The following is a 26,128-nucleotide window of genomic DNA, read 5'->3' as shown; positions in this document are numbered from 1 at the left end:
CGAACGCCGCCTAAGCGCGGCCTTCCCAACAAGCCGCCTTTAATTGGACGGCGCCGCAGCCGTGGTCGCGCTATCCGGCTTGAACACCGTCTTCCAGTCATCCTTCATATCGACGACGAGCCAGCCTTTCGCGCCGGCTTCGTCCAGACCCTTGTCGAGCTTGCCGCTTTTCGCCGTGCGGTCATACGCGTACTCCCGTTCGCCGTCGGTGTGATGCAGCAGCGCCGCGAAGCGCGGGCCGTCGCCAGCCGAGGTCCATTCGAGCATCGGCACGTCGCCGTCCGCGTTGCCGAACGCGATCACCGGACGCCTGCCGATCACGCGGTCGATGGCGAGCGGTTTGGCCGCGCCGTCGATGAGCGTGTCGACCTGCGCAAGCCGCGTCAAAGCAACGGCCCCGTTCATCTGACCGTACTTGTATTTAACGGTGCTGCCGATCACCTGCTCGGGCGGAATGCCATACACGCGCTGCGCCATGTCGCGGACGAACTCGACATCGCTGCCCGTCACCAGATAGGTTTTGAAGCCGTTGGCGCGCAGATACGCGAGCAACTCGAGCATTGGCTGATAAGCGAGGTCGGGGTAAGGGCGGTTAAAGCGCGGGTCACTCGCGGAGTCGAACCATTCGTGCACGAGCGCCGCGAATTGATCGCTGGTCATGCCGGCATGCGCTGCCGCCAGCAGTCTCATCGAGCCGGCGTCGCCGCTCGCCGCGACACTCTTCAGATTGCCTTTCAGAATCGAGCGGAACGGTTCCTGCCGCTTCCATTCCGGATGCCGTCCGGCCACCGTCTTCACCCGCTGCAGCGCGAATACCAGTTGTACCGAGGCGGGTTGTTCCGGCCACAACGTGCCGTCGTTGTCGAATACGGCGATCCGGTCAGCGCGCGCGATGAAATCCTTCGACTCGGGCGTGGTGACCAGCGTGACGAAATCGACAATCGAGCGTTTGGTCGCGGTGTCGTTCCATGACGCAAGGGCTGCGGCGGTCGATGCGCTAGCCGGCGACTCACTCGCGTCGTGCCGTGGCGTAACGGTGCAAGCTGAAAGAACCATAACGGTCAAAGCAATGCAGTACCGGTGCATCGTGCGAATCATGAAAGCCTCATCAAAAGCGGTTGGTCAAACTTTGAGCGAGCGCCAGTCTAATGGGACGCGGTGATTGTTGCAGCCCGTTCTGTTGCTTTTTCGAGCGGTGGCGTCAATGCCGGTAATTTGCAATGGCATATGCCGCTACGCGGTTTCTTATGAGTCGAGCGAACAAATGCCCAAAACTATGGCAAAAATATGCAATGGGAATGGCTATAAAAATCTAATTGGGGCTCGAAACTGCCGAGCTTTCGATCGTGTTACAAATTTATCTCTGTAATTTTCGGAAACGTTTGCTAGTATTCCGCAACGGTGGCCATGTTGGGCACTTTGTACTTTCCGCATGCCTCGTTTGGTGAGGCGTCTCTTTAGTTTGAAGGAGCGTCCATGCAAGCCCTGTATCCGGCCGTACCGTCTTTCCAGCTTATCCGAGAGACTTAGCGCGATTTAATCGCGCGCCTTATCTGCTTTGCATATTTCCCCGGCTGCGCGTGGCTGCCGGGTGGACAAACACACGTCTGCGGCTAGTGCGATTTAACTAAAAAGTACGAATGCTATTTCTTTGGCTTTATTTGCGTTGGGCAAAGGAATGCATTCGCCTATAAGAAATGCCCATGGACGAGGTGCGGGAATGGGTTGTAAATGCGTGGTTTGGTCGGCAGCGTTATACGCCGCCTCGGTGTTGTTGTCGCCGGCGTTCGCACAGGCTTCTGCCGACGAAGCCAATAAGAGTAATAACCCGCTCAATCTGGCGGCCTCATTCAACATCCAGAATTACTACACGCCGAGCGTGTTCGGCGCGAGTGCGCACACCAACGATCTGCTCTTGCGCCCCACTGTGCCGATCGGCCCAAACAGCCTGATCGGCGTGCCGGAAATTTTCCGCGCCACGGTGCCGGTCAGCACGCGGCCGGATCCAAGCGGCGGTTATAACACCGGCCTCGGCGACCTGAATCTATTCGACATCTTTCTGCTCTCCCAAGGCGACGTGCAGATCGGCGTGGGTCCGCTCGTGACCATGCCGACCGCCACCGATCCGAGCCTCGGCACAGGCAAGTGGCAAGCGGGTCTTGCTGCTGTCGCCGTCAGTGCGACCAAGGCGAGGCTCCTCGGCGCGCTGGTGCAATGGCAACACTCGTTCGCGGGGCAAAGCAGCCGGCCGACCACGCAGTCGCTCACCGCGCAACCGTTCGGCATCTTCAACCTGCCGGGCGGCTGGTACATCCGCTCGACCGGCACCTGGACTTTCGATCTGCAGCACGGCAGCTACTACATTCCGGTCGGCCTTGGCGCCGGCAAGGCGTGGAAGGGTGGCTCGACCATCTATAACGCGTTCATCGAACCGCAGTACTCCGTCGCCCATTCTGGCGCGGGCGTGCCGAAGTTCACGATCTTCGCCGGCCTGAATATGACGTTCGGCAAATAGACCAGAACCTGAGAGAAAGCAGACATGACATTAATTAAACGCCTGCAAATCGGCGCAGTCGTCGCCGGCTTGTCGTTGACGATATTGCCGACCATGCAAGCCGGCGCCCAGACCGCCGCATCATCCGCGAGCGTCGTGGCATCACCGGACGAAGCGCGCGCGATCGCAAAGGATGCGTTCCTCTACGCGTATCCCATGCTGTTCAACTACAAGACTTTGTACCAGCAGGCGCTCGACTCCCGTTCGAAGTCTTATGTGGGCGGCTTCGACAAGTTCCGCAATTACTCGCAGCCGTACGGTCCCGAGAACAAGGAAATCGTCACGCCGAATAACGACACGCCGTACTCGTGGGCATGGCTCGATTTGCGTCGCGAGCCGTGGGTGCTGACGGTGCCTGCGGTGCCGAAACAGCGCTACTACGTGTTCCAGTGGATCGACCTGTTCACGTACAACTTCGCGTACGTCGGTTCGCGCACCACAGGCAACGGCGCGGGCCACTATCTGTTCGCCGGACCGAACTGGCACGGCGACACGCCCAAGGGCATCGACAAGGTGTTCCGCTCCGAGACGGACTTGATCCTGACGCTCGGCCGCACGGCGCTCAACGGCGCGAGCGACGTCAAAAACGTTCAGGCGATCCAGAAGCAATACAAGCTCACGCCGCTGTCCGCTTTCGAGCATACGGCTGCACCGCCGCCCGTCGCGAAGCTCGATTTTCCGAAGTGGGATGAAGCGAAGGCGACCTCGGTCGACTTCATCGCCTATCTGAACTTCCTGCTGCAGTTCACGCAACCGCCCGCGCCGTCGGAGAAGGAATTGATGGCGCGCTTCTCGAAGATCGGCATTGCGCCGGGCGCGCCGTTCGATCCGGCTGCGTTGCCGCCGGAAACCCGCGCCGCGCTCGAAGCGGGTGTCGCCGACGGCAAAGCCGCCTTGGCCGACGCCGAAAAACACACCACCAGTTCGTTCAACCTGTTCGGCAGCCGGGCGGAGTTGAAAGACGACTACACCACGCGCGCGGTCGCCGCCGCGATGGGTATTTACGGCAACACCAAGGAAGAAGCGGTGTATGTCGGCACCCACGTCAATGCGGAACACCAGCCGCTGCTCGGCTCGCAGCCTTACGTGCTGCACTTCGACAAAAAGAATCTGCCGCCCGCGAAGTTCTTCTGGTCGATGACGCTGTACGACCTGCCAGCACGCCATCTGGTCGCGAATCCGATTAATCGCTACTCGATTGGCGATCGCACCAGGGGGCTGAAATACGGCGCTGACGGCTCGCTGGATATCTACGTGCAGAACACGTCGCCGGGCGCGGACAAGGCATCGAACTGGCTGCCGGCGCCCTTAGGCGCATACGACCTCATCATGCGGATTTACGGCCCCGACCAGACCGTGCTCGACGGCACCTGGAAATTTCCCGAGCCGCAAAAGCAGTAAGCCGCGCATGGACGAACCGGAGAACAATATGAATAAGAAAACCGCGACATGGGTCACCGCTGCCGTGCTGGCGTCCGTCGCCGCCCCCATTCTGGCGAAGACGCAGCAGGACCAGCCGGCTCATACGACGGCCACCGCGCCGTCCGCGCCGGGTCCCGTGGCCGGCTACGCGATCTCTGAAGAATACGCACGGCTGGTGGCGCGCCAGACCTACTTCTGGGCGTGGCCGATGGTGAACGTCTACGGCCGTCTGCTGGCGATGAAGCAGGTGCCGCAGCCGGGTCTGAACGGCGGCATCGTGCCGGTCGCGCCGCCCAATCACCTGTCGATGCTGCGCGACTATATCGAGCCGCAGGAGCGATTTGTCGCGTGTCCGAATCAGGATGTGGTCTACGGGTCCGCGATTCTTGATCTGAACCAGACGCCGGTGGTCGTGCAGGTGCCCGATTTCGGCAAACGCTTCTGGGTCTATCAGGCCGTCGATCTGCGTACCGACGGCTTCGCGAGTCTCGGCAAGATGTACGGCACGCGTCCGGGCTTCTATCTGTTAGCAGGTCCTGACTGGCACGGCCAGGTGCCGAAGGGCATCCGCCAGGTGTTCCGCTCGTCGACCGGCGTCGGCAGCTTCATCCCGCGCGTTTTCATGGACGACACACCTGAAGATCGGGTGGCGGTGCAGACGGTGATCGCGAAGGTTGGCCTGTATCCGCTTGCCGAGTACGACGGCAAGGTCAAGGAGACCGACTGGTCGAAACTGCCGAGCTTCGGTCCGGCCGGTGGTGGCGCGGGCGGCAACGCCGAAGAGATCAAATGGGTCGATCCAAACCGGTTCTGGGACGAACTGCCCACGGTGCTCGACGCGACGCCGCCGCAACGCGGCGAAGAAGCGCTCTACGCGCAGGCGCGTGCGCTGATCGCGGCAGCGCAGAAAGATCCGGCGATCAAGACCGCAATCGTCGATGAAGCGGCCAAGGCCGAGGCGGATCTGGTCACGCCACTGTTCAACTTCAACACCTTCGGCAAGCGGCTACCGGCCAATTGGAACACCATCAGCAACGGCGCCGCATTCGGCACGGACTACTTCACGCGCACGGCGGTGGCGAAATCGAACATCTTCGTCAACAAGCCTAACGAGACCAAGTATTTCTACGCCGATGCCGACGCATCCGGTCAGCGTCTCGACGGCAACGCGCACTACACGGTGACGTTTGCTAAAGACAGTTTGCCGCCGGTCAAAGGGTTCTGGTCGCTGACGCTGTACAACGCGCATCACTTCTTTTCGCCGAACGAGCAGCACCGCTACTCGCTCGGCACCAAGAACAAGAACCTGAAGTTCAATGCCGACGGTTCGTTGACGCTCTACGTGCAGAACACGAGCCCCGGCGACGACAAACTCGCCAACTGGCTGCCGGCGCCGGCCAATGAAGCGTTTTCGCTTTATGTACGCGCCTATTGGCCGCAACAGCCGGCGCTCGACGGCAGCTGGACGCCGCCGCCGGTTGTACGCCAGCCGTGAGGGCCACACCGTCGTTCGCCGGTGCGGTTTGGCGCCGCACTTCGTTCACACCTTGGTCCGCAGAGTGAAAATGCGGAAATCTGTTTTCATGAGGATGACTATGAGTCGCCCCAACCGTTTGTTCGCAAGCCGGTCGCTCACCAGGTTGTGCACGGGTGCGCTTCTTACTACCGCCGGCCTGGGTGTCTCCCAGCAAGGGTGGGCTACTGAAACTGGCATCGGCAGGCCGATCACCGGTATGCAGGTCTCACCCTATGCAGGCGTGGTGCCGCCCACCAGCGATTGGATCGTGTCGGCCAACACGATTTATTACGAGGGCTCACTCGGGGCGAGCAAGACGATCCCGATTGCCGGTACCGTCACCGCCGGCCTCGACTATTCGATCGTGTACACGCTCGTGAACGCGGTCAAGACCTGGGGTATTACCGCAGGCGGCTGGAACTTCGCTTCTTCGTTTGGCGTGCCGATCCAGTACACCGACGTGTCGTCGTTTCACGGCCACTTGCCGAACGACCACAACACTCAGTTTGCTGATCTCTTCTTCACGCCGGTCGTGGCCGGCTATCACCTGACCAAGACCGACCACATCGCGCTGAGTGTGCAGATCTATGCGCCGACCGGCGCGTACAGCACGAGCCGGCTTGCCAATGCCGGCCAGAACACGTGGACCTTCACGCCGACGGTCGCCTACACGAAGCTGTTCCCGAAAGAAGAGATCGAGCTGTCGTTGAACTACGGCGTCGAGTTCTACACGCCGAACAACGACACGCACTATCACAACGCGCCGGTCAGCGTGCTCGATCTGCTGGCGCTTAAGCGCTTCGGCAGCGGCTGGGGCGTGGGCGTCGTGGGCGGTTATATCCAGCAACTCGGTCACGACAGCGGCGGTCTGGCCGATGTCACCGGGGGCAACCAGGGGCATTCGGTGGGTATCGGGCCGATGGTCACGTGGTCGGGCAAGGTTCAGAAGACGCCGGTGTCGGCATCGCTGCGTTGGGTCAACGAGTTCAACGTCAGCAACCGGCCGAAGGGTAATGCAGTCGAGCTGTCGCTCAGTGCCACCTTCCAATAACGGAGCATGCGTTTGGTGATCCGTTGTGGTTTGCGTAAGCCGAATTCCGTCGACGCCGAGGTCGACGCTGTTTCGCCCGTCGAGGTCGAAACACCCCGCAGCCGCGGCCTGCGCGCCTCGGCGGTGGTCGCGGCGTTGCTGTTGTTGCCGGTCCACGGGCACGCGCAGTCGAAATTCACCGATCCCGAAGACGGCGCATTCGATCTGAGCAATCTGCTGCTGACGCATCGCGGCGTGTTACCGGTGCCGACGCTGATCACCGAGCCCGCGGTCGGCTACGGCGTGGGCCTCGGCCTGCTCTATTTCTCGCTGCCGAAGAAAAGCGCCGATGCGCCCGACGATTCGAAAGCGCCGCCGAACATCACCGGCCTCGGCGGCTTCGCGACCGGCACGCATAGCTGGGGCGCGGGACTGATGCACTTCCACACATGGGACGATGACCACATCCGCTATCTCGGCGTAATCGGCAAGGTTGGACTGCATCTGAACTATTACGGCATCCTGAATCAACCACGCGCCTATCAGCTCGACGGCATCGCACTCGTGCAGCAGGTGTTGTTCAGGCTCGGCAATAGTCACTGGTATATCGGCCCGCGCTATACCTTCTTCGACGCGAGCACGCGTTTCGGTCCGATCATTCCGGAAGGTATTCATCAGTTCGAGAAAGATCAGCGTGTTGCGAAGGGCGGCGTGGTGGTCGACTACGACACGCGCGACAACATGTTCTATCCGTCGAGCGGCACCTATGCCGAGCTCGAAGCGGACCTCGCGCGCGGCGGCCTCGGCAGCTCCACCAACTTTCAGGAGCAGACCGCACGCGGCTATCAGTGGATTCCGCTGTCGAAGAGCTGGGTGCTCGGCCTGCGTGCCGACACCGGTTTCTCGCAAGGAAACATTCCGTTTTTCGCGCAGCCGTATGTGTCGTTGCGCGGTGTGTCCGATGCGAAGTTCCAGGACAACAACCAGCTCACAGCGGAAGCCGAAATCCGCTGGAACGTCACGCCGCGCTGGTCGGTGCTCGGATTCGGTGGTGTCGGTAAAGCCTATGGTCATCTGCATTCGTTTTCGGATGCGCCCACCGCGTTCGGCTTCGGCACAGGTTTTCGCTATCTGATTGCTCGCAAGCTCGGCGTGACGATGGGTATCGACGTCGCGCATGGGCCAGGACAGAACGCGTTTTATGTGCAGGTGGGCAGCGCGTGGCGTTGACCCGAACGATCGGCGTTGCCCGATCGAGGTTCACAAGGAGACGGCTTTTCTGCCCGGTATCCGTTGATGCTGCCGAATGCGGACGCCACGCTGACCATGAGCGAGGATGGGTTCGCCTCGTTCAGCTTTAATCCGATGTTCAACATCGCGACGCCGTAACAGTCTGCATTGCAGAGGGCGCGGACGGCGTATAGCGAGCCGCCCGCGCTGACGGTTTCCGATTCACCGATGTTTATGCTGAAGGACCGTGCATTATGAAAACCACGATGAAGCAATCCTTGCTGTTGCTCGCCGGCGTCTGCACGTCGCTGGCGGTGACACTTGCTACGCCCGCTCAAGCGCTCGCCGCCGCAGCGGTGCAACCCGCACTGCAACCCGTTCCAACCGCGTGGCCGCGCGATTTCGATAGTGCCGAGCAGCGCATCGAGCTGTATCAACCGCAGGTGGAAGTGTGGCAGGGCAACCGGATCGAGGGTCGTGCGGCTTTCGCGGTCGGTGCGAAGAGCGCTACGCCGAACTACGGCGTTGCTCATTTCACGGCGCGCGCTGAAGTCGACAAACCCAGTTCGACGGTGCAATTGCTCGACATCGTCTTCGACCAGGTCGATATGCCGGCTACGCCGGGTGCCGCCGCCGGGGTGAAAACGGCCTTGCAGGCGCGGATTCCGCAAGACGGTCTCATCACCTCGCTTGAACAACTGCAGGCCAGTTATGCCAGCACCCACGAAGGCGGCGAACCCGGGCTCGCGGTGCAGAACAACGTACCCAACATCATCTTTGCCGAACGGCCCACGTTGCTCGTGCTGGTTGACGGCGAACCGAACTGGCGTGCGCTCGGCGACACACACTATCAACGCCTGATCAACACGCGCGCGATGCTGCTCAAAGACGCAAGCGGCACGTTGCATCTGAATGCTGCGGGCTACTGGTACGAGGCGACAGCGCTCGACGGTCCGTGGCATCTGAACGCGGCGCCGCCGCATGAGCTGGTCGCCGCGGCGAACAAAGCGCAAACGAATCTCAAGTCCGACCCGATGTTGCCCGCCGACGGCAAGAAGCCTGCGCAGGCGCCTGACGTAGTGGTTGCCGCGCAGCCGGCCGAACTGGTGGTGACGAACGGCAAGCCTTCGCTGCAACCGGTGAAGGGCGTGAATCTGCTCTCCGTCACCAACGCCGACCACGCGCTCTTCGTCGAGCCGCGCGACAACCATTACTACCTGCTGCTGTCGGGCCGCTGGTTCAGCGCAGCGAGCCTCTCCGGCCCCTGGACCTTCGTCGACGGCAAGAGCCTGCCCGCCGACTTCTCAAAGATCGCCGCCGACGACGCGCATGCGAACGCGCTCGTCTCCGTGCCGGGGACGCCGCAGGCGAAAGAGGCAGCGATCGCTGCAACCATCCCGCAGACGGCGACCGTGTCGCGCAAGACCACCACCTTGCAGGTCGTCTATGACGGCGCGCCGAAGTTCGTCGGTATCGCCGGTACTTCGCTCTCGTATGCGGTGAACACCGCGACGCCGGTGATCCAGACAGCGCCTTCCCAATTCTTTGCTGTCGCCAACGGAATCTGGTTCACGGCGAGCGCGGCGGGTGGACCGTGGCATGTTGCCGATACCGTGCCGGCGGCGATCTATACGATTCCGGCGGCGTCGCCCGTGCATTACGTGACCTACGTTCACGTCTATTCGGCGACGCCGGATACGGTGGTAGTCGGTTATACGCCGGGCTATATGGGCGTGGTCGTCAATGCGGACGGCACCGTCGTGTATGGCACCGGGTATGTGTATGCGCCGTATGTCGGCGACGTCTATTACGGCTATCCGGCTACGTATGGCTACGGCGCGGGCTTCGCGCTCGGCACGACGGTGGGCTTCGCCTTCGGCTTTGCGATCGGCGCCACGTGGGGCGCGCCGTCGCCATACTGGGGACCGTATTGGGGCGGTGGCCCGTGGAGCTGGCAATACGCGAACGTCAACCAGGCCAATATCTACGGCCGCTGGGGGCAGGGCACCGTGACCCACGCGAGCGGCTGGAACGGCTGGACAGGCAATAGCTGGGCAGGGTCGGCGGCGTCCGGTTTCAATCCGTACACCGGCGGTCACTTCCAGGCGAGCCGAGGCGCGGTCGAGAATGCCTACAACGGTAACTTCGCAGCCGGGCGACAAGACTCGTTCAGCAATCCGTCGACGGGACGCAGCGGGGTGGCGCGCGGCGGCGTGGTGGGCAATGAAGGCACCGGCGATTATGCGGCGGGTCGGCAGCGCGCGGGCTACAACGCGCAGACGGGGCGCTACGGCGCCGCTGAAGCGGGCGTGACCGGCAATGCGTACTCAGGCGATCACCAGGCGGGCACGAAAGGCATCGTGGGCAACAAGGACACGGGGCACGCGGTTGCGTGGAATAACGGTAACGTCTATGCGGGCAGCGACGGCAATGTCTACCGGCATGATCAGGGCGGCGGCTGGGAGCAGCGTAGCGCCGGCGGCTGGCAGCCGGTGCAGCCGAACGCGAGTCAGACCCAACGACTCGACTCGCTCAGGCAGGGGCATGATCTTGGGAATGCTCGGGCGAGCGGGCAGTTTCAGCCGGGGCGGCGGTTTGGTGGGGGGGGCGGGAGGTTCAGGCGGTGACGTTGGGGCAGGCGTAGCGTGCGACAACCGCTGTTGCGCGCACGCCAGATCGTTTCTGGGCGACTTAGCATTCCCGCCGCCCTGAAACGCGAGCCTGGCAGTCGAAGAATGAGTGACGGTCCTGACGCCCATGTGTCGCGGTCAACGAGCGAAAATGCAGTTCCAGAGGCTCTCGTATTTCTGGACCTGATGCTTGGCGACCATCCCAAAGCCGAGTCGGCGGAACATGCTGCCCAATTCATCCAGTCGTGTGTCTTCGATCTCGATGAAGACCTCTTTGCAACCGCGCAGCGATTCCATCGCACCGTTGATCGCGGGCACTTCGTGACCGTCCACGTCTATCTTGACGTACTCGGGTTTGGGCAGGCCGAGCTGGGTAACCCACTTGTCGAAGTGCACTAACTGGATCGCATGCACGTGTTGCGGGACAAAGGCTTCACCGGACACTGCCAGCGGCGCATCCACGATCTTCTCGTGCGTGCCCAACTCCATTTTGTGAATATACAGTTTGCCCGCTGCGAACCGGTCCGACACCGCGACATTGAATGCCGAAATGTCGATGTCGTCGCCGCGATTGAGAAAGGCGTTCCAGGACAGCAGGAAATAGTTCGAAGGATCCGGCTCGACGGCAACAACGTTAAGATTTCGTTTGGCCGCGTAGAGCGCGTATATCCCGTTGCTAGCGCCAAAATCGTAATACACGGAAGACTTGGGGATGCGGTCGATCCAGTCCAGCAGCTCGGGTTCGATCTGTTCGATGCCGGCGGCCATCCACAGAAGCCTTTTGTTAAGCGCAAGCCAGCGAAGGCTCAGGCCGCGAACCTCAGTGTCGTAGCAGTATTTGCCCAGATCGAATGCCTCTGCCTGCGCCAAGACTTCCGGGCTCACCAGGCTTTCAACGGGGACATGCTTCCAGGTTTTCATTGACTCAATGCCTTAGGAGAATGCAGTTCGATTTTGCGGAATGACGATTTGCCCCCGTCGCGCGCCTCGAGGCGGTCATTGAGCGTCCGTGCGCGATTCATCGGATATTTCAGCAATTCTACAGAGCGGTGACCGTCTTCAAACTGCGAAAAGGTACCGTAAGAGGCCGCAATTCGATTCTACGTTTTCGGTCGCAACGGTCAGTCATCGATTGACAGCCCCGTATAACGTTGGCGGCGGAAACGGGGCTGGAATCTCCAAAAAGGTCGCCGTACATCGACGCGGCCCCGGGTTTTTCATGCTCCAACCTTGCCGCTGCGATAGGCGGCCACCGTGCTCTTCAATTGATCATGTCCCGTCTTCATGTCAGGCCGCTCCATTTCATCTCGCGGAGGCAGGGAGCAATAACCTAGGACGGCTTTCTCATCGTCGGTGAGAACTTCGTAAATGCGCTCCGGCAATGTTCCGGTAATGTCGAAATTCTGCTTCATCCACCAACGGACAAAGGTAGCAATAAGCGACCAACGGCTGGATCCCGTCGTGTTGCCAAGGGCACCGTGCCAGAGACGGCTATCCCAGATGACGATATCGCCGGCTCGCGTCTGAATCGGTACGGCGTTGGCTATCGCAGACTGGTCGGCATAGTCGTCTGACCGATGCGATCCAGGCACAACCACCGTGCAACCGCGCTCCGGCGTCTGGTCCTCGAGGATTACAGCAACCTGGCAGGCGATACAGTACTTGCCGTTGCTCGGGACGAACGAGTCGATATGCAACGGCATCGCGCCCGCGCCGCTACTACGTCCCGACAGCGAGCGCAAAATGAAATTCGGCTGCTCCTGCGGAATCTGTCGATACCAGGAATCGTTAAGCAAGCCGCGAAGGATCGTCATGACGAGCGGGTTACTCGTGAAGATCCGCGTAAAGCGCACGTCCTCGCGCTGGACGTTGTAAATCGTGTCGTGACCACGATTCAGAAATGGCTGGTCGATCTGCTCAGCTTGCGTCCTTATGGTATTCAGGCGCCGCATGTCGGACAGAAGAGTCTCGACCTCGTGACGTGAGACGGCTTGGGTGAGGACCGTATATCCCGTATCGGCAAGCGCCCTGAGATGCAGATCTGCGGATTGATTCATGATGGATTCGCGTGTTCGATGATGGTTTCGAGGCAGCGGCGTCTGCGTGCAATGTCTGGGCGATGGAGGTTGAATCAGGCCGTGTGCTCTATTTGCTGCGCGACGGTTTAGTCATCGGAGACCAGCGAGGTAGACCTGTCGATCGACGGTGGTTCGGTACGCACTGACGAAATTGCGCCGGTCCCAGTCCCTGCATTCAAAATCATCGAACCGGCAGGACAGCGACAGCTTCCAGTCGCTACTGGGGGACGTTCTGGTTTTGTGAACAAGGAACGGCGACATGAAGAGGATCTGCCCGGCTTCGATCTCCACATCCTGGAAGCCGTCAATCTCCTGCTGGTTTAGCACATATCCGGTATCCGTCTGCATGCCGGGCCAAAGGCCGTGGAGATGACTGCCTGGAATAATGCGCAAGCCGGGTCCGCTCTGGCCAATGTCGGTGATTGAGGTCCACGCGATCACACCTCTCGTCGAGGTGCCCATGCTCGGCCAATCCTGGTGATACGGAAGGCCGTAGCTATTGCCCGTCGCGTCGCTTGCCGTGTAGTGCGTGACGATGGGGCCGGTTTGCACCGGGTCCTCGATTTTCAGGGGATCGTTCAACACGCCCACGATATCCGCGGAGCAAAAGAAACGCTTCACCGCAATGTCTTCGGCGAGCAGTTTGATGACGTTGCGATTGCGCAGCGGATCATCGCGGAACCTGACCAGGAACCGGGTTTCGAACTTGGCCCGGATCGATCGCATCGACGCCTGCACGTCGGCTGAGGAGGCAATCAGGAAGCCCTGCTTCTCGAAGTTTCCGGCGATAATTTGCATTCCGCTCTCCATCTATTCTTCGCGGATGGCCTCGGCATATCCGAAGCCGCTGGCCCCGAAACCGTTGCCGTTGTAAAAGAGGTACAAATGGCCGTCCACGCTGACGACTTCCGGATAAGCGACCATGAACGAATCCCAACCCGTCGCGCTAGTGTCGATTCCCGCAAGCTCATCCAATCGGCGCCATTCGATGCCGTCAGAAGACTCCGCGTACCCAATGCGATAACTGTTCGCCCGGTTTTCGCGGTAGCCCGCATGGCTGCGGTAGCAGTACCACATCCGGTATATCGCGCCGTCCTTGTAGACTGATGCACGGACGATGCCGCCTTCTTCAGGGTTGGCGTAATCGATAGCGATCGTGCCACGGCGTTCCCAATGTATGCCGTCGCGCGACTCCGCGTATTTGAGGTGATAGCGCGGCTCCGCCTTGCCGTCGATGTGCTCCCAGCCTGTGCACGACAGGTACCAGTTCCGCCAGATGCCGTTTTCGATGCGCACGCACGTCGTGGCGCAGAAGTACGGTTCTTTGGCTGTACGATCCATGATCGGGCCTTCGAACAGCCGCCGGTAGCTTTCGCCGCCGTTCTCGCTAATCGCAAGGCCGACGGAGTTGTGATATGGAACCGTGTTGCGCACGTTCCAGCCAATGTAATAGAGGTACTGCGCGCCGCCGTGCTCGACGACGGAGGACGGCATCATTCCATAATCGTCGAAGGTTCCAGGCAAGCCGAGCGGCAGCACGGGATCGGATTGCACCGAAATGACCTCGTTCGGCGCGTCGCCGCGAACCTTCAGCTTTGCGATCAGGCTGCGATTCTTGTCGTCGCGACTGCTGAACAAGATCTTCAGCGCGCCGTCATCCAGACCGGCGAAGGTCGGAATTTGCGCGTGCGAACGGGCCCACGGCACCCGTTTGTCGACCGTATAGATCAGGCCGCGTTTTTCCCAGCGAATGGCCGACATCGACGACTCCTAGACCTTCAGGTCCTTGCTCGACATCGAGAGCTTTTGCGCGGGATTGCCCTTGTAGACGGACCATGGCTCCGTGTTCTTCACGATCGCTGACGCCATCGCGATGAAGCTGCCCTCGCCGATCGTGATGCCGTCACGCAACGTTGCGTTTACGCCGAGAAAGCTATATGCGCCGATCTCACAGTGGCCGGACATCACGACGTGCGACGTCATCGTTACGTGGTCGTGAATGCAGCCGTGGTGGCCGATATGATTGCCGCTCCACAGCACGACGTTGTTGCCGATTCGCGTGAAAGGCTGAATCGTGTTGTCCTCGAGGATGAAACAGTTCTCGCCGATTTCGTTGCCGAAAGTCGTCGCTTTCGAGCTGACGTAGCTGATCATCCGGTAACCCTTTTCCTTGATGTCGCGGAAGATGCGCTCGCGATCGGCATTCATGTGCTTCGGCGACATCGGCGCGAAGAAATGGAAGTCGGAAGCCGGGTATGCTTCAGCCACGTCTTCGTAGGCGACGACCTTGACCCCCTTGAACTGGCCGTTTGCCGGCATGTACGCGCGGTGGACGCAAAACGCCGCGACGTGGTGCGGCGAATCGTGTTCAATATAGTAGTGAGCAAGCTCTGCATAGTCATGCAAGCCGAAGATGAGCACGTTATCCATTAGCTATGCTCCTTGTGCACATAGGTGGTGTACTCGTACAGACCATAGTCGTTTCTCACGACATAGTGACGAGACAGCTCCTTCGCGAGGAAGTCGGTCAGACTGCTGATCGGAAGGTGGAACAGGTCCGCGCGCTCCCAATCGACTTGCTTAGACATCACATTGAATGCGATGCCGCGCCGAGCTTTGCGGAACACGATCCGCAAGACCTCCTTGAAGTAGTCGAACATGTCGTCGAACGAGAGTCCGCGCTTTTCGGTGAACACGCCGTTCATCACGATGTAGTCGAACTCGCCGACCCGCTCGGGTTCGCACAAAACGTCGACACACAGGTACGGATTCTGCGGATACTTTCGCGCTGACAGATCACAGAACGCGGAGGATGCATCGAGTCCGGCATATCGCAGCCCCGTTACGTTGTGTTCAAGCATGTATTGATACAGGTGCGAAGCACCGCACCCAAAATCGAGCAGCGTTTGTTCCGTCGCCGACGGCTTGATGAGCCCCAGCATGACCTGGTAGCGCGTCGCGGCATCGGCTTCGTTGGGCCAATCGACGCCGCGGTGCGAATCGCCGAATTTCCCGAGGCAGTCTTCGTAGTGGCGGATGATCGTATGGTAGGTGTCAGTCATCGCAGCGTCCGCTTTTCAACATGTTCGCGACGGTCCGGTCGTCGTTGCACATCAGCACGTCGATGATCGACAGGCCGGGCATGAACTCGGCTCCGGATTGGTCGTACAGCGGCAATGCCGGCTGCAGGAACTGCAGTTTCACGCCGGCCAGCTCGAAAGCAGCGTTTTCATAGAGCTCCCTGCCGCCGATTGCATTCACATAGATGCCTATGTGCTCCCGCAAGCAGATGTCAACGATCCGTGACTGCGCCGTCAGGTTCGAGTTTTCGTACCGTCGCGACGAGCCGATGATTTCCGTTCCAAGGCCCAGAAAATCGCGCAGATTGACTAGGCCGTGGCGCAGATAGTCGGCCAGATTGGCGGCCGGATGGCGGACGATCCTTTCGACTAGCGGGAACACGCGCGCGAACTGCGGGGCGCGCGAATAAGCCTGGCGAATGGTCTTGAGAAGCTTGTCGCGCCATAACAGATCGTTGTTCACGCTGATTTCGCAGATCAGCTTGTTCTGGCTCGCCTGCTTCAATGGGACGGTGATCAGGTGCGGCGCGCCGTTGATGTTGATCCGGTTACGATTGATCCAGCCGCGGTTGATGAAGTTGACGTCATCAAATATGACGAACGCGTCGACTTCGGCCATCAGCTGGAAGTAGCCGAGATAAGGAAAGAAGTAAGGCTGCATGATCGCAAGCCGACGCTCAGCTCGCATATTGTTGCAGTCCTGCGGCGGCGAGCACGATATCGATGATCTTGTCCTGCGTGCGCATAGCAAGCCCCGGAAAAATCGGCAAGCAAAGCACTTGGCGCGAGATTTCGGTTGCGACCGGCAGGTTCGCCTGCGACGCCGAAGGCAGGCCGCGATACGTCGGGAACTCGCTGATCAGCGGATAGAAGTAGCGCCGCGCCGCGATCTTTTGGGCGCGCATTTCGTCGTACAGCGCATCGCGGCTAACCGGGAACTCGCGCTCGATGCGCAGCGGCACGTAAGAGTAGTTGCGCGTGCAGTACGGAGGCACGTCGAGCATGCGCAGGCCTTTGACATTCTGGAACGCGAGCCGGTAGCGCTCGTTGATTCTCGCGCGCTCGGCAAGGATATGGTCGATGTGCTTCAGTTGCAGCAGACCGAACGCAGCCTGGACCTCGTTCATCTTACCGTTGATGCCCGGTCCGACCACGGTCACTTCGTCGACGAAGCCGAAGTTCTTCAGGTGGTCGATGCGGCGCTTGGTCTTCGCGTCGCGGCAAATGATCGCGCCGCCCTCGAAAGTATTGAACACCTTGGTGCCGTGAAAGCTCAGCACCGACATATCGCCGAATTCGAGCACCGAGCGGCCGTGGCGCTTGACGCCAAACGCGTGCGCAGCGTCGTAGAGGACGCGCAGACCGTAGTTGTCGGCGATGCGTTCGATCTCCTCGACCGCGCAGGGATTGCCGTACACGTGGACCGGCAGGATCGCGGTGGTCTTCGGCGTGATGGCGGCTTCGATCTTCGTCGGATCGATGTTCATCGTGTCCGGATCGATATCGGCGAAAACGGGGGTGATGCCGTTCCAGTGCAGCGCATGTGTCGTCGCGACGAAGCTGAACGGCGTGGTGATCACCTCGCCCGTGATCTTCATCGCCTGCAGCGCGGTAATGAGCGCGAGCGTGCCGTTCGAGAACAGCGACAGATGCTCGACCCCGAGGTATTCGCACAACTGCGCCTCGAGCATCTCGTGGAACGGCCCGTTATTTGTCACCCATTTGCGCTCCCAGATCTGCTCCAGATACGGAAGGAATTCGTCCAGCGGCGGCAGGTAGGGCTGCGTGACGGGAACCAGCTTGTTGTCCATGGGAGCCTTCCTTTCGGCACTCGATAGCCAATGTTGCGAACGTATCGTCGTTCGCCGTGCGGACCGATTCAGGCTATCGCTCTGTTGGCCACACGCCGGACTTCGAGAACTAGTGTGCCACCGGCTACGCGCGTTCGATCGGCCGATCAGATGGGTGAATTTGGGTCAATTCAGGTTAGCCAAGGCGGGTGCCGGCAGCGGTCGATCGCATGGCAAGAACGTTGCCACAGGCGCACCGTCAGAGCACTTCTTGTCCCAGCGGCAACGAGGAATCGAAGGCCACGGGAGGCTTGCCTTCCGTCCACCGTTGCCACATCAGGCGCAGTGCGCGTGACATTCCCTCGGCGATGACGCCCGGCAGGAAGTAAGCCGAGTGCGCGCAACGCTCACGCATGCGCGCGCGCAACTCGGCAAGCGTGGAAAGATTGTTCGCCCAGTCGACAGCTTTTTCGACGAAGTCGGTTGGGTCAGATGCAATGAACCCCTCCAGCGCCAGGTGTGACATGGTCACTGCACCGCCGCGGCTAGCAGCGGATCGGCCAGGGAGCGTGAGCGTTGGCACACCCATCCAGGCGGCATGCAAAGTTGTCGTTGCGCCCGCATAGGGAAATGCGTCGAGGCAGATGTCGACGGCATGGTGATGCTGCAAATAACCACGCATTTGCAGGCGAGGGCGCGATTCCAGGCGAGTGCGGTCGATGCCCTCCTGCTCGAACCAGTCGACGAGCTTGTTGTAGCCATCCTCGGCTACTCCCGCGATCAGCATGCGTGCTGTCGGCACTGCGTGCAGCACTTGTGCCCACAGCTTGATGACCTCCGGGCGCAGCTTGTTCATCCGGTTAAAGCTGCCGAATGTGATATACCCATTGGCGAGGGCAGGCAGGCGGTTGGTAGGCGGTGCCACCTCTGCGGGGGCGAAGGGCGCTGGCGCGGGCAGGTAGACCATTTTCTCGACGAATTGATTTTCGGCCTCGCCGGGGGGCACGAGAAAACGGTCGCCAAAAAAATAGTCCATGGTGCGCATCCCCGTCGTAGCGGGGTAGCCCAGCCAGCTGACCTGGATCGGCGCCGGCTTGCGCGCGAAGGTCTGCAGCCGATTTCGCCCCGTATGGCCGGACAGGTCGATCAGGATGTCGATGCCGTCGGCTCGGATCTGGTCCGCTAGCGCGGTGTCGCTCATGCGGTACACGGAAGCCCAGTTGTGGAAGTGCGAACGCAGTCGCACTGAGACGTCGTCGACGATTGAGTGGTTATAGTACGCGTACAGCGCCAGGCCAGGATCGCGCGCCAGGTCCACGAGCAGAGGCTCGAGGAACGAGGCCACCGCATGTTCAAATAAATCCCCCGAGACAAAGCCAACTCGTAAGGTGCGCTGCGGATCCTGCGAGTTGGTGTGGCGCTTGTGCTGCGCAGGGAGCTTGCGCTCCAGGCGTTCGCCAAAAGCGCGATGCTGTTTCGCCAAATCGTCCGGATCCACGTCCTCACTGTGGGACAGGCAGAACAGGAGGTTACTGCGCGCCGTGTCGTAGTCGGGGTCGATCGCCAGAGCGCGGTGGAAGGTGTCCACGGCTTCGGCAAGTCGACCTTGCAGCTGCAGCATCAGGCCGAGATCGTTGAGCGTTTTTGCGTTGCCGGGAGCGAATTCGAGTGTGCGCCGAAAGACCGCCTCCGCTTCGCCCAAGCGAAACTGCCAGTATAGGGTCTGGCCGAGCATGTTGTGCGCCAGCGCGTGCTCCGGCTTCAACGCGATCAGGCGCCGGTATGCTTGTTCAGCTTCGGCGACACGGCCCTGTTCCTTCAGCAATTCCGCTAGCACTAGCATGACTTCGTGGTCTTCGGGCGCCAGTTCGATGGCTTTGCGCAAACGGTCCGTGGCCTCGCCTGCCTGCCCTTGCGCGCGCAAGGCGAGACCCAGCATTTTCCAGCCAAGTGGATGGCGTGGGTAGCGATTGGCTACGCTTTGTGCGAAGGCGGCGGCCTCGGCCATGCGACCGCTATTGAACAGCGCCGCCAGCCGTTTGGTTTCGGTCATTTGCGGCGCGGCAGCCGCCTGCTTGCGTGCCCTCGGGGCGACGACCGTTTCGGACGCGTCGGGTGCCGGGGCTGGCGTGGGTGTCGCCTCGGGATGCGGTGCCTCGGGGCTTGCGGCTGCGTGATCGCGGGGCGATAGCTCGGATGCTCGCTGGAGTGGGGCGAGCGCCTGATCGACGAGTCCTTGCTGCTGAAGCGCCTCGCCCAGCGCCTTCCAGCCGAAACCGAGCGTCGGGAAAATCGCCGTCATCTGCCTGGCGACGGCTTCGGCCTGCTGATGTTGCCCCAGCGTGGACAGCGCGTTCAGCGTGGCGATGAACTCGCTCACCAGCGCTTCGGCCTGATCCGCAGTCAACGCATCCGCGGAGGCAGGGTCGGCGGTGCCAGGATCGTCCAGCTGAGCAGCGGGTGCAGCGTAGCGCACCTCGCCGGCGTTCGAATCGGGCTGGGGTGCTTCGGCGAGGGGACTCGCGGTCGCGTGCGCTGCCCGCATGGCGTCGTCCTTCGCCTGTTGCAGCTCGGCCAGCACGTCAAGTGCGCGCCCCTCGTCCGCGGCCAGATCAATCAGAAATGCCTTGCGGTGCTGCTTGAGCCAGTCCAGCGGCATGTCCCACCAAGCGAGTTGGAGCAACTTCTCGCGTACTCTCTCGGAGAAACGGAAGCCCGTGAGGCGGGCCGGCGATCCTTCGTAGATGCCGTAAGGCTCGCCGAGAAAGTGCGGCGGCACGACGGATCGCGCGCCGATCACACACCCGCTTTTAATGACGCTGCCGCCGAGGAGCATCGCCTCATCGCCGATCGACACGTCGTGGTGGATGACGGTGTCCGGATAGTTCGGCGCGGGCGCATCGTCGATGCGAAAGCCCGGCGGCCCGAACGGTACGGCGCACAGGGTGTGCGTGCTTTGCGGATCGCTCAGCAAGAAGCGCAGCCGCAATCCACCGGCGACGTGCTTGCCGATCACCAGCCGTTGAGCGCCCTCGCCGCATTTGACGATCGAACCGGCGCCAAGCATGGAGCAGCGACCGATCTGCAGCGAGTCCACCTCCACAGCCTCATCGCGCGCATTGCGGAACAAGTCTTTGGGAATGGCGGAAACGGCGCCGTCTTTGTAGCCGATTACAACAAATTGATTTGACGACGGGTGATTGGTAAGTACGCCAATACAATCGTCGGAAGTCTTCACATTCATTTGTGTCCGCCATGGTGCTGTGGGGTCCGCTTCGCTCAAGGACTGGGTGCAAGCGGGAACAAGCGCATGCTGTGCGAGCGCAGTTTAGGCCGCAGTGTATATGGCGGCGGCATGTGTAGACGCCGCAAAATGAACCGCAAATTGGCTTCTGTTCGCGGGAAGGACTAAGCGTTGGCTCCCGGCGCTCAGGTCAACCGTAGCGCGGCAGCCCGTACGTGTTGTGCAGGGCCAGGGATTGCCGATTACTTGCAATCAGCGCGGAAAGACGCGCAAGCCGCGGCGCCACACGCTCGCGCACCTCTGTCTCGTCCGAAAGAATGCGGCGAAGCAGCGCGTCGAGGCGTGCCCGCTGTGATACGTCGAACGAGAAGCGGCCATGTACTGGCCGAAGCGTATCGACGAGGGCGGAATAGTGTTGTTGCAACGCGATGACCCTATCCCAGTCGTCTTGTCGGGCTGCCTTCAACATGTTGTCCGACAGGTGCGCGATGGTCTCATAGCGCTGGAACAACTGCTCATGCGTGCTGGGAGCATCCATATTCCGTCACCTCGAGGTCGACACGCGGGCCGGCGATGCGGCACTGGCGACCTGATCTTTGATGCCTTTCCAACCGTCCTCGATCGTACCGAGCAGATTGTCGACTTCCTCAAGCCGTGCCGGGTCATTGTTCAGATTGGCTTCGAGCAAGCGACGCTTCATATATTCGTAAAGACCGTCGAGGCGTTGCGCGAGTTCGCCGCCTTTCTCGAGATTCAACCCTTGCTGCAAGCCGCCGCCGATGATCACGATTGCATGCGATATCAACCTGCCTTTCTCGGCGATGTTGCCGTTAAGCATATGCAAACGGCTCATGCGGACGGCGCGACGCGCCCCTTCGAAAAGCTGAGCGACGAGTTCGTAAGGGCTCGCGCCTAGTACGCCGCTTTCCACACCGATGCGCGCGTAGCTATCTGCGCCGAATTTTTGAGGCGAATACATGATTGCTCCCTTCCTTATATTAGCGGGCCCTGCATGACGAACGTCCTCAGGAGGCTGACGTCGGCGGGTTGAACGTCAACTGCAGGAAGCTTGCGGTCGATTGCATCTGCACTACTATGGCGTTCAATGCAGCGAACTGCGTGGTGTACTGCTGCTGCACCTGCGAAATGTAGGTCTGTAAGCTGGTTTCCTGGGTCTGCAGCGAGGTGACCTGGGTGTTCAAGGTGTTGGTCGCACTAGCAATCGAACCGCTCGTCGGCGCGGTCGCACTTGTCACGATCGAGTTGAGAAGCGATGCGAAGCCTTGCGAATAGTTCACGTTACCGAGCGCTCCGGTGGCGTTGCCTGTCACCTGGATCATCAGCCCTGCCGTGGGACCGCTGTTACCCGCCGTCAGTATTTGACCACTTCCGGTCGCCGTAACGCCGTTAATAGTCCCGGCCACGTTGAATCCGCTCGTGGACGTGGCCGAACCCCCGAACAGTTGCGTGGCGCCCGAACCGGAAATGTTGACCGACGAAGTCGAGCCGTAACTTGCCGAGGCGATGCTCAAGATGCCGTTGGCTTGCGTCACATTCACCGACACGCCCGCCTGCTGCAGCGTGCTGTTGGTGTTGATGGCTGTCTGCAGTGCCGTCGCGAGTTGCGACGACGTGTAGATTCCCTGGGGAACCGTGATGCTGGCCGGGGATCCGTCCACCGCCACCGCGAGCGACATGCCGCCAGTGGGGATGGTGGTCGAGTTGGCTTGACTGATGCTACCGCCAAAGAGCTGCGTTGCGCCGTTGCTCGTGCCGTCCGCGATCGAGATCGTCTGGCCGGACGGCGGCGTCACGCTCAACACGCCGTTGTTCTGCGTAACGGTGGCTGTCAAGCCAGCGCTACTGAAATCCGATTGCAGTTGCGCCGCAACGGCGGCTGGAGTGGCGTTGGTGAGTGGCGTCAAATTGACGGTCTGTTGCGTGCCGTTGATCGTCACCGTCATGCTGGTTCCGGATGCGATCGTGGTCGAGCCGCTCAACGCAATCGAGCCGGTCGCCGTGTCGTAGGTCGGCGTCGACGAGCCGGCGAACGTCCCGTTCGTCGCGGGTTGCGTGATGTTGACGGCGTACGAGCCCGGCTGCGTGTTGGTGCCGCCGACCAGGAACGTGACATTGCTGTTCGTCGCCGCACCGGCCGTGCCGAACAGCGCGGAGAACTGGCTCGGGTTGCTTTGCAGGGCTTGCGACAGCGCCGTATCGTCGACCGACAGCGTGCCGTCGGAGTCGAGCCCGATTCCGACGGCGGCGAGAGACGAGTAGCCGCTTCCCGTTCCGGTCAAGCCGCTGGCGAGCACCGTTTGCAGCTGGTTCTGGATCTGCATGGTGGTGGCGTCGCCGATCAGGGGGCCGTTGGTGCCACCCGGATTGTAGGCGGTCAGTTGGCCGATCGTGCTGTGCAGCGTGTTGTAGGCTGACACGAAGTTGTCGATGTCGGTCTGGACCGAGCTCGTATTGGCGGCTACCGAGACCGTCGACGTTCCTGTCTGCTGGAGGTTCAGCGTCAGCCCCGGCACGGCGGTGCCGACCGAATTCGACGAGCTGGTGAGCGACAGACCGTTGACCGTCAGGTTGGCGTCCTGGGCCTTGACGGTCTGCGTCATCGTATCGCCTGTGCCCGGCGGGTAGGTCAACATGGAAGCCAGACCGGAGTCGCCTTGCACCGATACCTGCATGCTTTCATTGGCGCCGGTCTGATTCGAAGTCAGCACCAAATGGTATGGGGTGTTGCTGCCGTCGTTGACGATCGTCGCCGTGACGCCGAGGTTGGCGCTGTTGATGGCGTCGCGCAGGCCCGCCAGCGTGTTGTTGCCGCTGTTGATCGTGATGCTGCCACCCGGTTGCGCCGCGTTTTGCGTAAAGGTCGAACCGTTCTGTGTGCCGAACGCGATGGTGACCGTCGACGTGGCGCTGCCCGACGTGAGGCTCGTGTTCAGGCTGGCCTGGCCGGCCGTGGCAAGCGATTGCGCCTGCGCCAACTGCGTCGTGTTGACCGTATAGGTGCCGGCCTGCACGCCGATGACGGCGCTCGCGGTGACTGCGGCCGTATTGCTGGACGTGGCAGTGTACGAGTTGAATTCGGTCGGCCTCGTCAGCGCCGCGAGCGACTGCTGGAATGTAGAGAGTGCCGAGTTCAGCTGGCCGTACGCCGAGATCTCGGTGTTCACGCCGGTCACCTGATTTTGCAACTGGGTGAGCGGAATGCTCTCGACCTGCATCAGGCCCGTCAGCACCTGGCTGATCGGCACCGTAGTGCCGATGCCGAGCGCGGCCGACGAGATGATCGACGACGCGGACGGCACCGTCGCGTTACTCGTCGTCGCCGACGTGCCTGTGCCCGTGGTGGCGGTCGTTGCCGTGCTGCCAGTCGCAGAAATCGGGGTGGACATAAGTAGCCTGTGCCTTCTAGTGTGGTGCGTCGCGCCTTACTCGCTGCAAGCATCGCCAGCGCGTGGGCGCGGGGCGCGCGTCGCGCCGGAGGTGCGTCGGTTTTGGGGGCGGCGCGAAAACGCTGCGAGAGGGCCGCAAAAACGCCGCCTCCAAAACCGGCCGGCGCGAGAGCGCCGGCCTTGTACTACGAGGTTACTGCTGGATTGCTATGTTGCCTTACTGGAGCAGCTTCAGAACCTGCTGCGGCAACTGGTTCGCTTGCGCGACCATCGCTTGAGCAGCTTGCGACAGCACTTGGGCACGCGAGAGCGACGACGTTGCCGCGGCGTAGTTCGTGTCCTCGATCGACGACTGCGTCGACTGAGCGTTTTGCACCGACGAGGTCAGGTTCGAAATAATCGACGTGAAGCGGTTCTGCACGGCGCCCAGCTGGCCTTGAAGCGTGCTGACCTGGTTCAGCGCAGCATCCACGGTCTCGATCGTCTGTTGTGCGCCTGCCACCGTCAGTACGTTGGCGTCTGCAAGCGAGCCGCTCGCCGAAGCGACGTAGCTGTTTTGCTGGACGCCGCCGCCGGACAGACCCGACACAGAACCGCCGCCGTCCGAGATCGTGAGGTTCGAGCCCGGCGTGGCCTGGCTGTCAGTCAAGACCAGCTCACCTTGCGTGTTCACGCTCGCGCTGATGCCTGCAGCTTGCAGTTTCGCGTTCGCGTTGATGCTTTGGGAGATCGTCGTTGCCGTATCGTTTGCGTGGACGGTGATCGCCACGTTGGCGCCGAGGTTCCCGCCGGAAATATTCAGGGTACCTGCAGTGGCGTCGGCCGGTGTAGCCGTTGCCGTGTACGTCTGGATCGTTTGCAGATTGTCGGCGGTGTTCGTGGAGTTGTCAGTTTGCGCCGCGATGTCGTCCGCACCCTTGCCGGAAAGCGAGATCGAGCTGGCCGATGACAGCGTGACGGAACCATACAGCGTGCCCGTCGATTCGGCGCTGCCGCCGGTGGTCGCAACCAGCGCGGAAAGGGTGCCGTTGGCGGTGGCGCTATTGATCTTCTGCGCCGTATTGCTCAGGCCGCCTGCAATGTCAGCGCCGGTGGTGCCCTGGCTGATCGAGATGTTGCTACCGTCCGCTGCGTTGAAGGTGAACGTCTTGCCGTCAGCGGCGAGCGACGCCGTCACACCGGTGGTGCCCGACGCAGCGTTGATCGCGTTGAGCACGGTCGTTGCGCCCACCGAGCCGCCGGCGGCGATCGAAACACCTGCCGAGCCGAACACATTGGTGCCGTTGATCGTCAGGTTGAAGGTTTCGGTGGCTGCAGTGGTGCTGCCGTTGGCGATGCTGGTGAACGTCGCAGTCTGCGTGTTCGTCGCGCTAGCCGTGAGGCCGGTGATGTCCGTATTGTTGATCGCTGTTGCTGCGGCGTACGCGCTGTCTGAACTCTGACCAGGGTTGCCGCTGCCCGCCACGGGGGTGCCGACCGTGACGGCAGGCGATCCGCCCAGGGAGATGTTCAGCGCTTCGGCCGAGAGGCCGCCGGTTGTCAGGCCTTGCAGCGAGAACGTGGTGTTTGAGGTCTGGCCAATTTGCGAGGTCTTCGCGCCCTGGCTCAGGTTCACCCCGATCGTCTGGCCGGCGTTCGCGCCGACCTGGAAGTTCTGCGTGCCAAACGAGCCGTCAAGCAGGTTCTGGCCGTTGAAGCTCGTGGTCTGCGCGATCGTGTTGATCTGCGCAAGCGACTGCTGGACTTCCTGGTTCAGCGCCGCGCGGTTCGCAGCCGAATTCGACGCGTTCGATGCCTGCACGGCCAGCTGACGGATCGTCTGCAGGTTGTTCGTGATTTGCGTGAGTGCGCTTTGGCCGGTTTGCGCGAGCGAGATGCCGTTGCTCGCGTTCTGCTGGGCAACGGTCTGGCCGTTGATCTGCGCTTGCAGCGTGGTGGCGATCGCTTGGCCGGCGGGGTTGTCCGCTGCGCTGTTGATCGAGAGACCCGACGACAACTGGGTGATCGCGGTGGTTACCGCAGCCTGGTTGTTCTGCAAATAGTTCTGCGCAATTTGCGACGCAATGTTGGTATTGATAACCGTAGTCATTCAATTGCTCCTAGATTCAATAGTTTGCACATTTCGGCAAGTCCGCCGTAACGTACGG

General features: G+C 61.2%; 20 protein-coding genes. 6 read left to right on the top strand and 14 right to left on the bottom strand.

Annotated features, from left to right (window positions below):
* Nucleotides 1–39 precede the first annotated feature (39 nt).
* On the bottom strand, nucleotides 40–1,098 hold the full coding sequence (locus HHL24_RS19135; protein ID WP_169486991.1) for an HAD family hydrolase: 1,059 nt from the start codon (nucleotides 1,096–1,098) through the stop codon (nucleotides 40–42).
* A 622-nt stretch (nucleotides 1,099–1,720) separates the two neighbouring features.
* Between HHL24_RS19135 and HHL24_RS19130 the strand changes: the two genes are divergently transcribed.
* The 6 genes from HHL24_RS19130 to HHL24_RS19105 all read left to right on the top strand — a co-directional run bounded on the left by HHL24_RS19130 (nucleotide 1,721) and on the right by HHL24_RS19105 (nucleotide 10,379).
* Nucleotides 1,721–2,515, top strand: coding sequence for a hypothetical protein (locus tag HHL24_RS19130; protein ID WP_169486990.1), 795 nt, complete (start codon nucleotides 1,721–1,723; stop codon nucleotides 2,513–2,515).
* Between the two features lie 24 nt (nucleotides 2,516–2,539).
* On the top strand, nucleotides 2,540–3,955 hold the full coding sequence (locus tag HHL24_RS19125; protein WP_169486989.1) for a DUF1254 domain-containing protein: 1,416 nt from the start codon (nucleotides 2,540–2,542) through the stop codon (nucleotides 3,953–3,955).
* Nucleotides 3,956–3,983: 28 nt separating this feature from the next.
* On the top strand, nucleotides 3,984–5,471 hold the full coding sequence (locus tag HHL24_RS19120) for a DUF1254 domain-containing protein (protein ID WP_169486988.1): 1,488 nt from the start codon (nucleotides 3,984–3,986) through the stop codon (nucleotides 5,469–5,471).
* Between the two features lie 100 nt (nucleotides 5,472–5,571).
* A complete protein-coding gene (locus tag HHL24_RS19115; protein ID WP_169486987.1) occupies nucleotides 5,572–6,543 on the top strand; it encodes a SphA family protein in 972 nt (323 codons plus the stop codon).
* A gap of 6 nt (nucleotides 6,544–6,549) precedes the next feature.
* The gene (locus HHL24_RS19110) at nucleotides 6,550–7,752 is read left to right on the top strand and encodes a BamA/TamA family outer membrane protein (RefSeq protein WP_169486986.1); all 1,203 of its coding nucleotides are present in this window, start codon (nucleotides 6,550–6,552) and stop codon (nucleotides 7,750–7,752) included.
* Between the two features lie 254 nt (nucleotides 7,753–8,006).
* Nucleotides 8,007–10,379 (top strand): carbohydrate-binding family V/XII, encoded by a 2,373-nt coding sequence (locus HHL24_RS19105; RefSeq protein WP_169486985.1) that lies wholly within the window; start codon nucleotides 8,007–8,009, stop codon nucleotides 10,377–10,379.
* A 141-nt stretch (nucleotides 10,380–10,520) separates the two neighbouring features.
* On the opposite strand, the gene HHL24_RS19100 is transcribed toward HHL24_RS19105, so the two are convergent.
* The 13 genes from HHL24_RS19100 to HHL24_RS19040 all read right to left on the bottom strand — a co-directional run bounded on the left by HHL24_RS19100 (nucleotide 10,521) and on the right by HHL24_RS19040 (nucleotide 26,070).
* Complete coding sequence (locus HHL24_RS19100; RefSeq protein ID WP_169486984.1) at nucleotides 10,521–11,303, bottom strand: FkbM family methyltransferase; 783 nt, start codon at nucleotides 11,301–11,303, stop codon at nucleotides 10,521–10,523.
* Nucleotides 11,304–11,599: 296 nt separating this feature from the next.
* Nucleotides 11,600–12,439 (bottom strand): phytanoyl-CoA dioxygenase family protein, encoded by an 840-nt coding sequence (locus tag HHL24_RS19095; RefSeq protein WP_169486983.1) that lies wholly within the window; start codon nucleotides 12,437–12,439, stop codon nucleotides 11,600–11,602.
* A 111-nt stretch (nucleotides 12,440–12,550) separates the two neighbouring features.
* Nucleotides 12,551–13,258 (bottom strand): phytanoyl-CoA dioxygenase family protein, encoded by a 708-nt coding sequence (locus HHL24_RS19090; protein ID WP_169486982.1) that lies wholly within the window; start codon nucleotides 13,256–13,258, stop codon nucleotides 12,551–12,553.
* Nucleotides 13,259–13,270: 12 nt separating this feature from the next.
* Nucleotides 13,271–14,221, bottom strand: coding sequence for a glycoside hydrolase family protein (locus HHL24_RS19085; RefSeq protein WP_169486981.1), 951 nt, complete (start codon nucleotides 14,219–14,221; stop codon nucleotides 13,271–13,273).
* A 9-nt stretch (nucleotides 14,222–14,230) separates the two neighbouring features.
* Complete coding sequence (locus tag HHL24_RS19080) at nucleotides 14,231–14,890, bottom strand: acetyltransferase (protein WP_169486980.1); 660 nt, start codon at nucleotides 14,888–14,890, stop codon at nucleotides 14,231–14,233.
* Complete coding sequence (locus HHL24_RS19075; protein ID WP_169486979.1) at nucleotides 14,890–15,522, bottom strand: class I SAM-dependent methyltransferase; 633 nt, start codon at nucleotides 15,520–15,522, stop codon at nucleotides 14,890–14,892. The genes HHL24_RS19080 and HHL24_RS19075 overlap by 1 nt, the downstream gene beginning before the upstream one ends.
* Nucleotides 15,515–16,228, bottom strand: coding sequence for a WbqC family protein (locus HHL24_RS19070; RefSeq protein ID WP_169486978.1), 714 nt, complete (start codon nucleotides 16,226–16,228; stop codon nucleotides 15,515–15,517). Before HHL24_RS19070 ends, HHL24_RS19075 begins: the two co-directional genes overlap by 8 nt.
* On the bottom strand, nucleotides 16,218–17,351 hold the full coding sequence (locus tag HHL24_RS19065; protein ID WP_169486977.1) for a DegT/DnrJ/EryC1/StrS family aminotransferase: 1,134 nt from the start codon (nucleotides 17,349–17,351) through the stop codon (nucleotides 16,218–16,220). The genes HHL24_RS19070 and HHL24_RS19065 overlap by 11 nt, the downstream gene beginning before the upstream one ends.
* Before the next feature lie 238 nt (nucleotides 17,352–17,589).
* Complete coding sequence (locus HHL24_RS19060) at nucleotides 17,590–20,574, bottom strand: O-linked N-acetylglucosamine transferase family protein (RefSeq protein WP_169486976.1); 2,985 nt, start codon at nucleotides 20,572–20,574, stop codon at nucleotides 17,590–17,592.
* Between the two features lie 190 nt (nucleotides 20,575–20,764).
* Nucleotides 20,765–21,112: a flagellar protein FliT gene (locus HHL24_RS19055; protein WP_169486975.1), complete on the bottom strand. Its 348-nt coding sequence runs from the start codon at nucleotides 21,110–21,112 to the stop codon at nucleotides 20,765–20,767.
* A 6-nt stretch (nucleotides 21,113–21,118) separates the two neighbouring features.
* Entirely contained in the window at nucleotides 21,119–21,553 is a 435-nt protein-coding gene (fliS, locus tag HHL24_RS19050; RefSeq protein WP_169486974.1) for a flagellar export chaperone FliS, read from the bottom strand.
* A gap of 46 nt (nucleotides 21,554–21,599) precedes the next feature.
* Entirely contained in the window at nucleotides 21,600–23,981 is a 2,382-nt protein-coding gene (fliD, locus tag HHL24_RS19045; RefSeq protein WP_169486973.1) for a flagellar filament capping protein FliD, read from the bottom strand.
* Nucleotides 23,982–24,198: 217 nt separating this feature from the next.
* On the bottom strand, nucleotides 24,199–26,070 hold the full coding sequence (locus tag HHL24_RS19040) for a flagellin N-terminal helical domain-containing protein (RefSeq protein WP_169486972.1): 1,872 nt from the start codon (nucleotides 26,068–26,070) through the stop codon (nucleotides 24,199–24,201).
* Between the last annotated feature and the right edge of the window lie 58 nt (nucleotides 26,071–26,128).

This window comes from Paraburkholderia polaris, assembly GCF_012927345.1.
In the GTDB taxonomy this organism is placed as follows: domain Bacteria; phylum Pseudomonadota; class Gammaproteobacteria; order Burkholderiales; family Burkholderiaceae; genus Paraburkholderia; species Paraburkholderia polaris.
The sequence above is the reverse complement of the archived record's forward strand: the minus strand, read 5'-3'. Positions and strand labels throughout refer to the sequence as shown.

What these genes read in the sequence shown, in the direction of transcription:
- HHL24_RS19135 (WP_169486991.1), bottom strand. Translation starts at nt 1,098, where the DNA reads ATGATTCGCACGATGCACCGGTACTGCATTGCTTTGACCGTTATGGTT.
- HHL24_RS19070 (WP_169486978.1), bottom strand. Translation starts at nt 16,228, where the DNA reads ATGCGAGCTGAGCGTCGGCTTGCGATCATGCAGCCTTACTTCTTTCCT.
- HHL24_RS19095 (WP_169486983.1), bottom strand. Translation starts at nt 12,439, where the DNA reads ATGAATCAATCCGCAGATCTGCATCTCAGGGCGCTTGCCGATACGGGA.
- HHL24_RS19100 (WP_169486984.1), bottom strand. Translation starts at nt 11,303, where the DNA reads ATGAAAACCTGGAAGCATGTCCCCGTTGAAAGCCTGGTGAGCCCGGAA.
- HHL24_RS19075 (WP_169486979.1), bottom strand. Translation starts at nt 15,522, where the DNA reads ATGACTGACACCTACCATACGATCATCCGCCACTACGAAGACTGCCTC.
- HHL24_RS19120 (WP_169486988.1), top strand. Translation starts at nt 3,984, where the DNA reads ATGAATAAGAAAACCGCGACATGGGTCACCGCTGCCGTGCTGGCGTCC.
- HHL24_RS19125 (WP_169486989.1), top strand. Translation starts at nt 2,540, where the DNA reads ATGACATTAATTAAACGCCTGCAAATCGGCGCAGTCGTCGCCGGCTTG.
- HHL24_RS19110 (WP_169486986.1), top strand. Translation starts at nt 6,550, where the DNA reads ATGCGTTTGGTGATCCGTTGTGGTTTGCGTAAGCCGAATTCCGTCGAC.
- HHL24_RS19105 (WP_169486985.1), top strand. Translation starts at nt 8,007, where the DNA reads ATGAAAACCACGATGAAGCAATCCTTGCTGTTGCTCGCCGGCGTCTGC.
- HHL24_RS19060 (WP_169486976.1), bottom strand. Translation starts at nt 20,574, where the DNA reads ATGAATGTGAAGACTTCCGACGATTGTATTGGCGTACTTACCAATCAC.
- HHL24_RS19085 (WP_169486981.1), bottom strand. Translation starts at nt 14,221, where the DNA reads ATGTCGGCCATTCGCTGGGAAAAACGCGGCCTGATCTATACGGTCGAC.
- HHL24_RS19090 (WP_169486982.1), bottom strand. Translation starts at nt 13,258, where the DNA reads ATGCAAATTATCGCCGGAAACTTCGAGAAGCAGGGCTTCCTGATTGCC.
- HHL24_RS19040 (WP_169486972.1), bottom strand. Translation starts at nt 26,070, where the DNA reads ATGACTACGGTTATCAATACCAACATTGCGTCGCAAATTGCGCAGAAC.
- HHL24_RS19130 (WP_169486990.1), top strand. Translation starts at nt 1,721, where the DNA reads ATGGGTTGTAAATGCGTGGTTTGGTCGGCAGCGTTATACGCCGCCTCG.
- HHL24_RS19055 (WP_169486975.1), bottom strand. Translation starts at nt 21,112, where the DNA reads ATGGATGCTCCCAGCACGCATGAGCAGTTGTTCCAGCGCTATGAGACC.
- HHL24_RS19065 (WP_169486977.1), bottom strand. Translation starts at nt 17,351, where the DNA reads ATGGACAACAAGCTGGTTCCCGTCACGCAGCCCTACCTGCCGCCGCTG.
- HHL24_RS19115 (WP_169486987.1), top strand. Translation starts at nt 5,572, where the DNA reads ATGAGTCGCCCCAACCGTTTGTTCGCAAGCCGGTCGCTCACCAGGTTG.
- fliS (WP_169486974.1), bottom strand. Translation starts at nt 21,553, where the DNA reads ATGTATTCGCCTCAAAAATTCGGCGCAGATAGCTACGCGCGCATCGGT.
- HHL24_RS19080 (WP_169486980.1), bottom strand. Translation starts at nt 14,890, where the DNA reads ATGGATAACGTGCTCATCTTCGGCTTGCATGACTATGCAGAGCTTGCT.
- fliD (WP_169486973.1), bottom strand. Translation starts at nt 23,981, where the DNA reads ATGTCCACCCCGATTTCTGCGACTGGCAGCACGGCAACGACCGCCACC.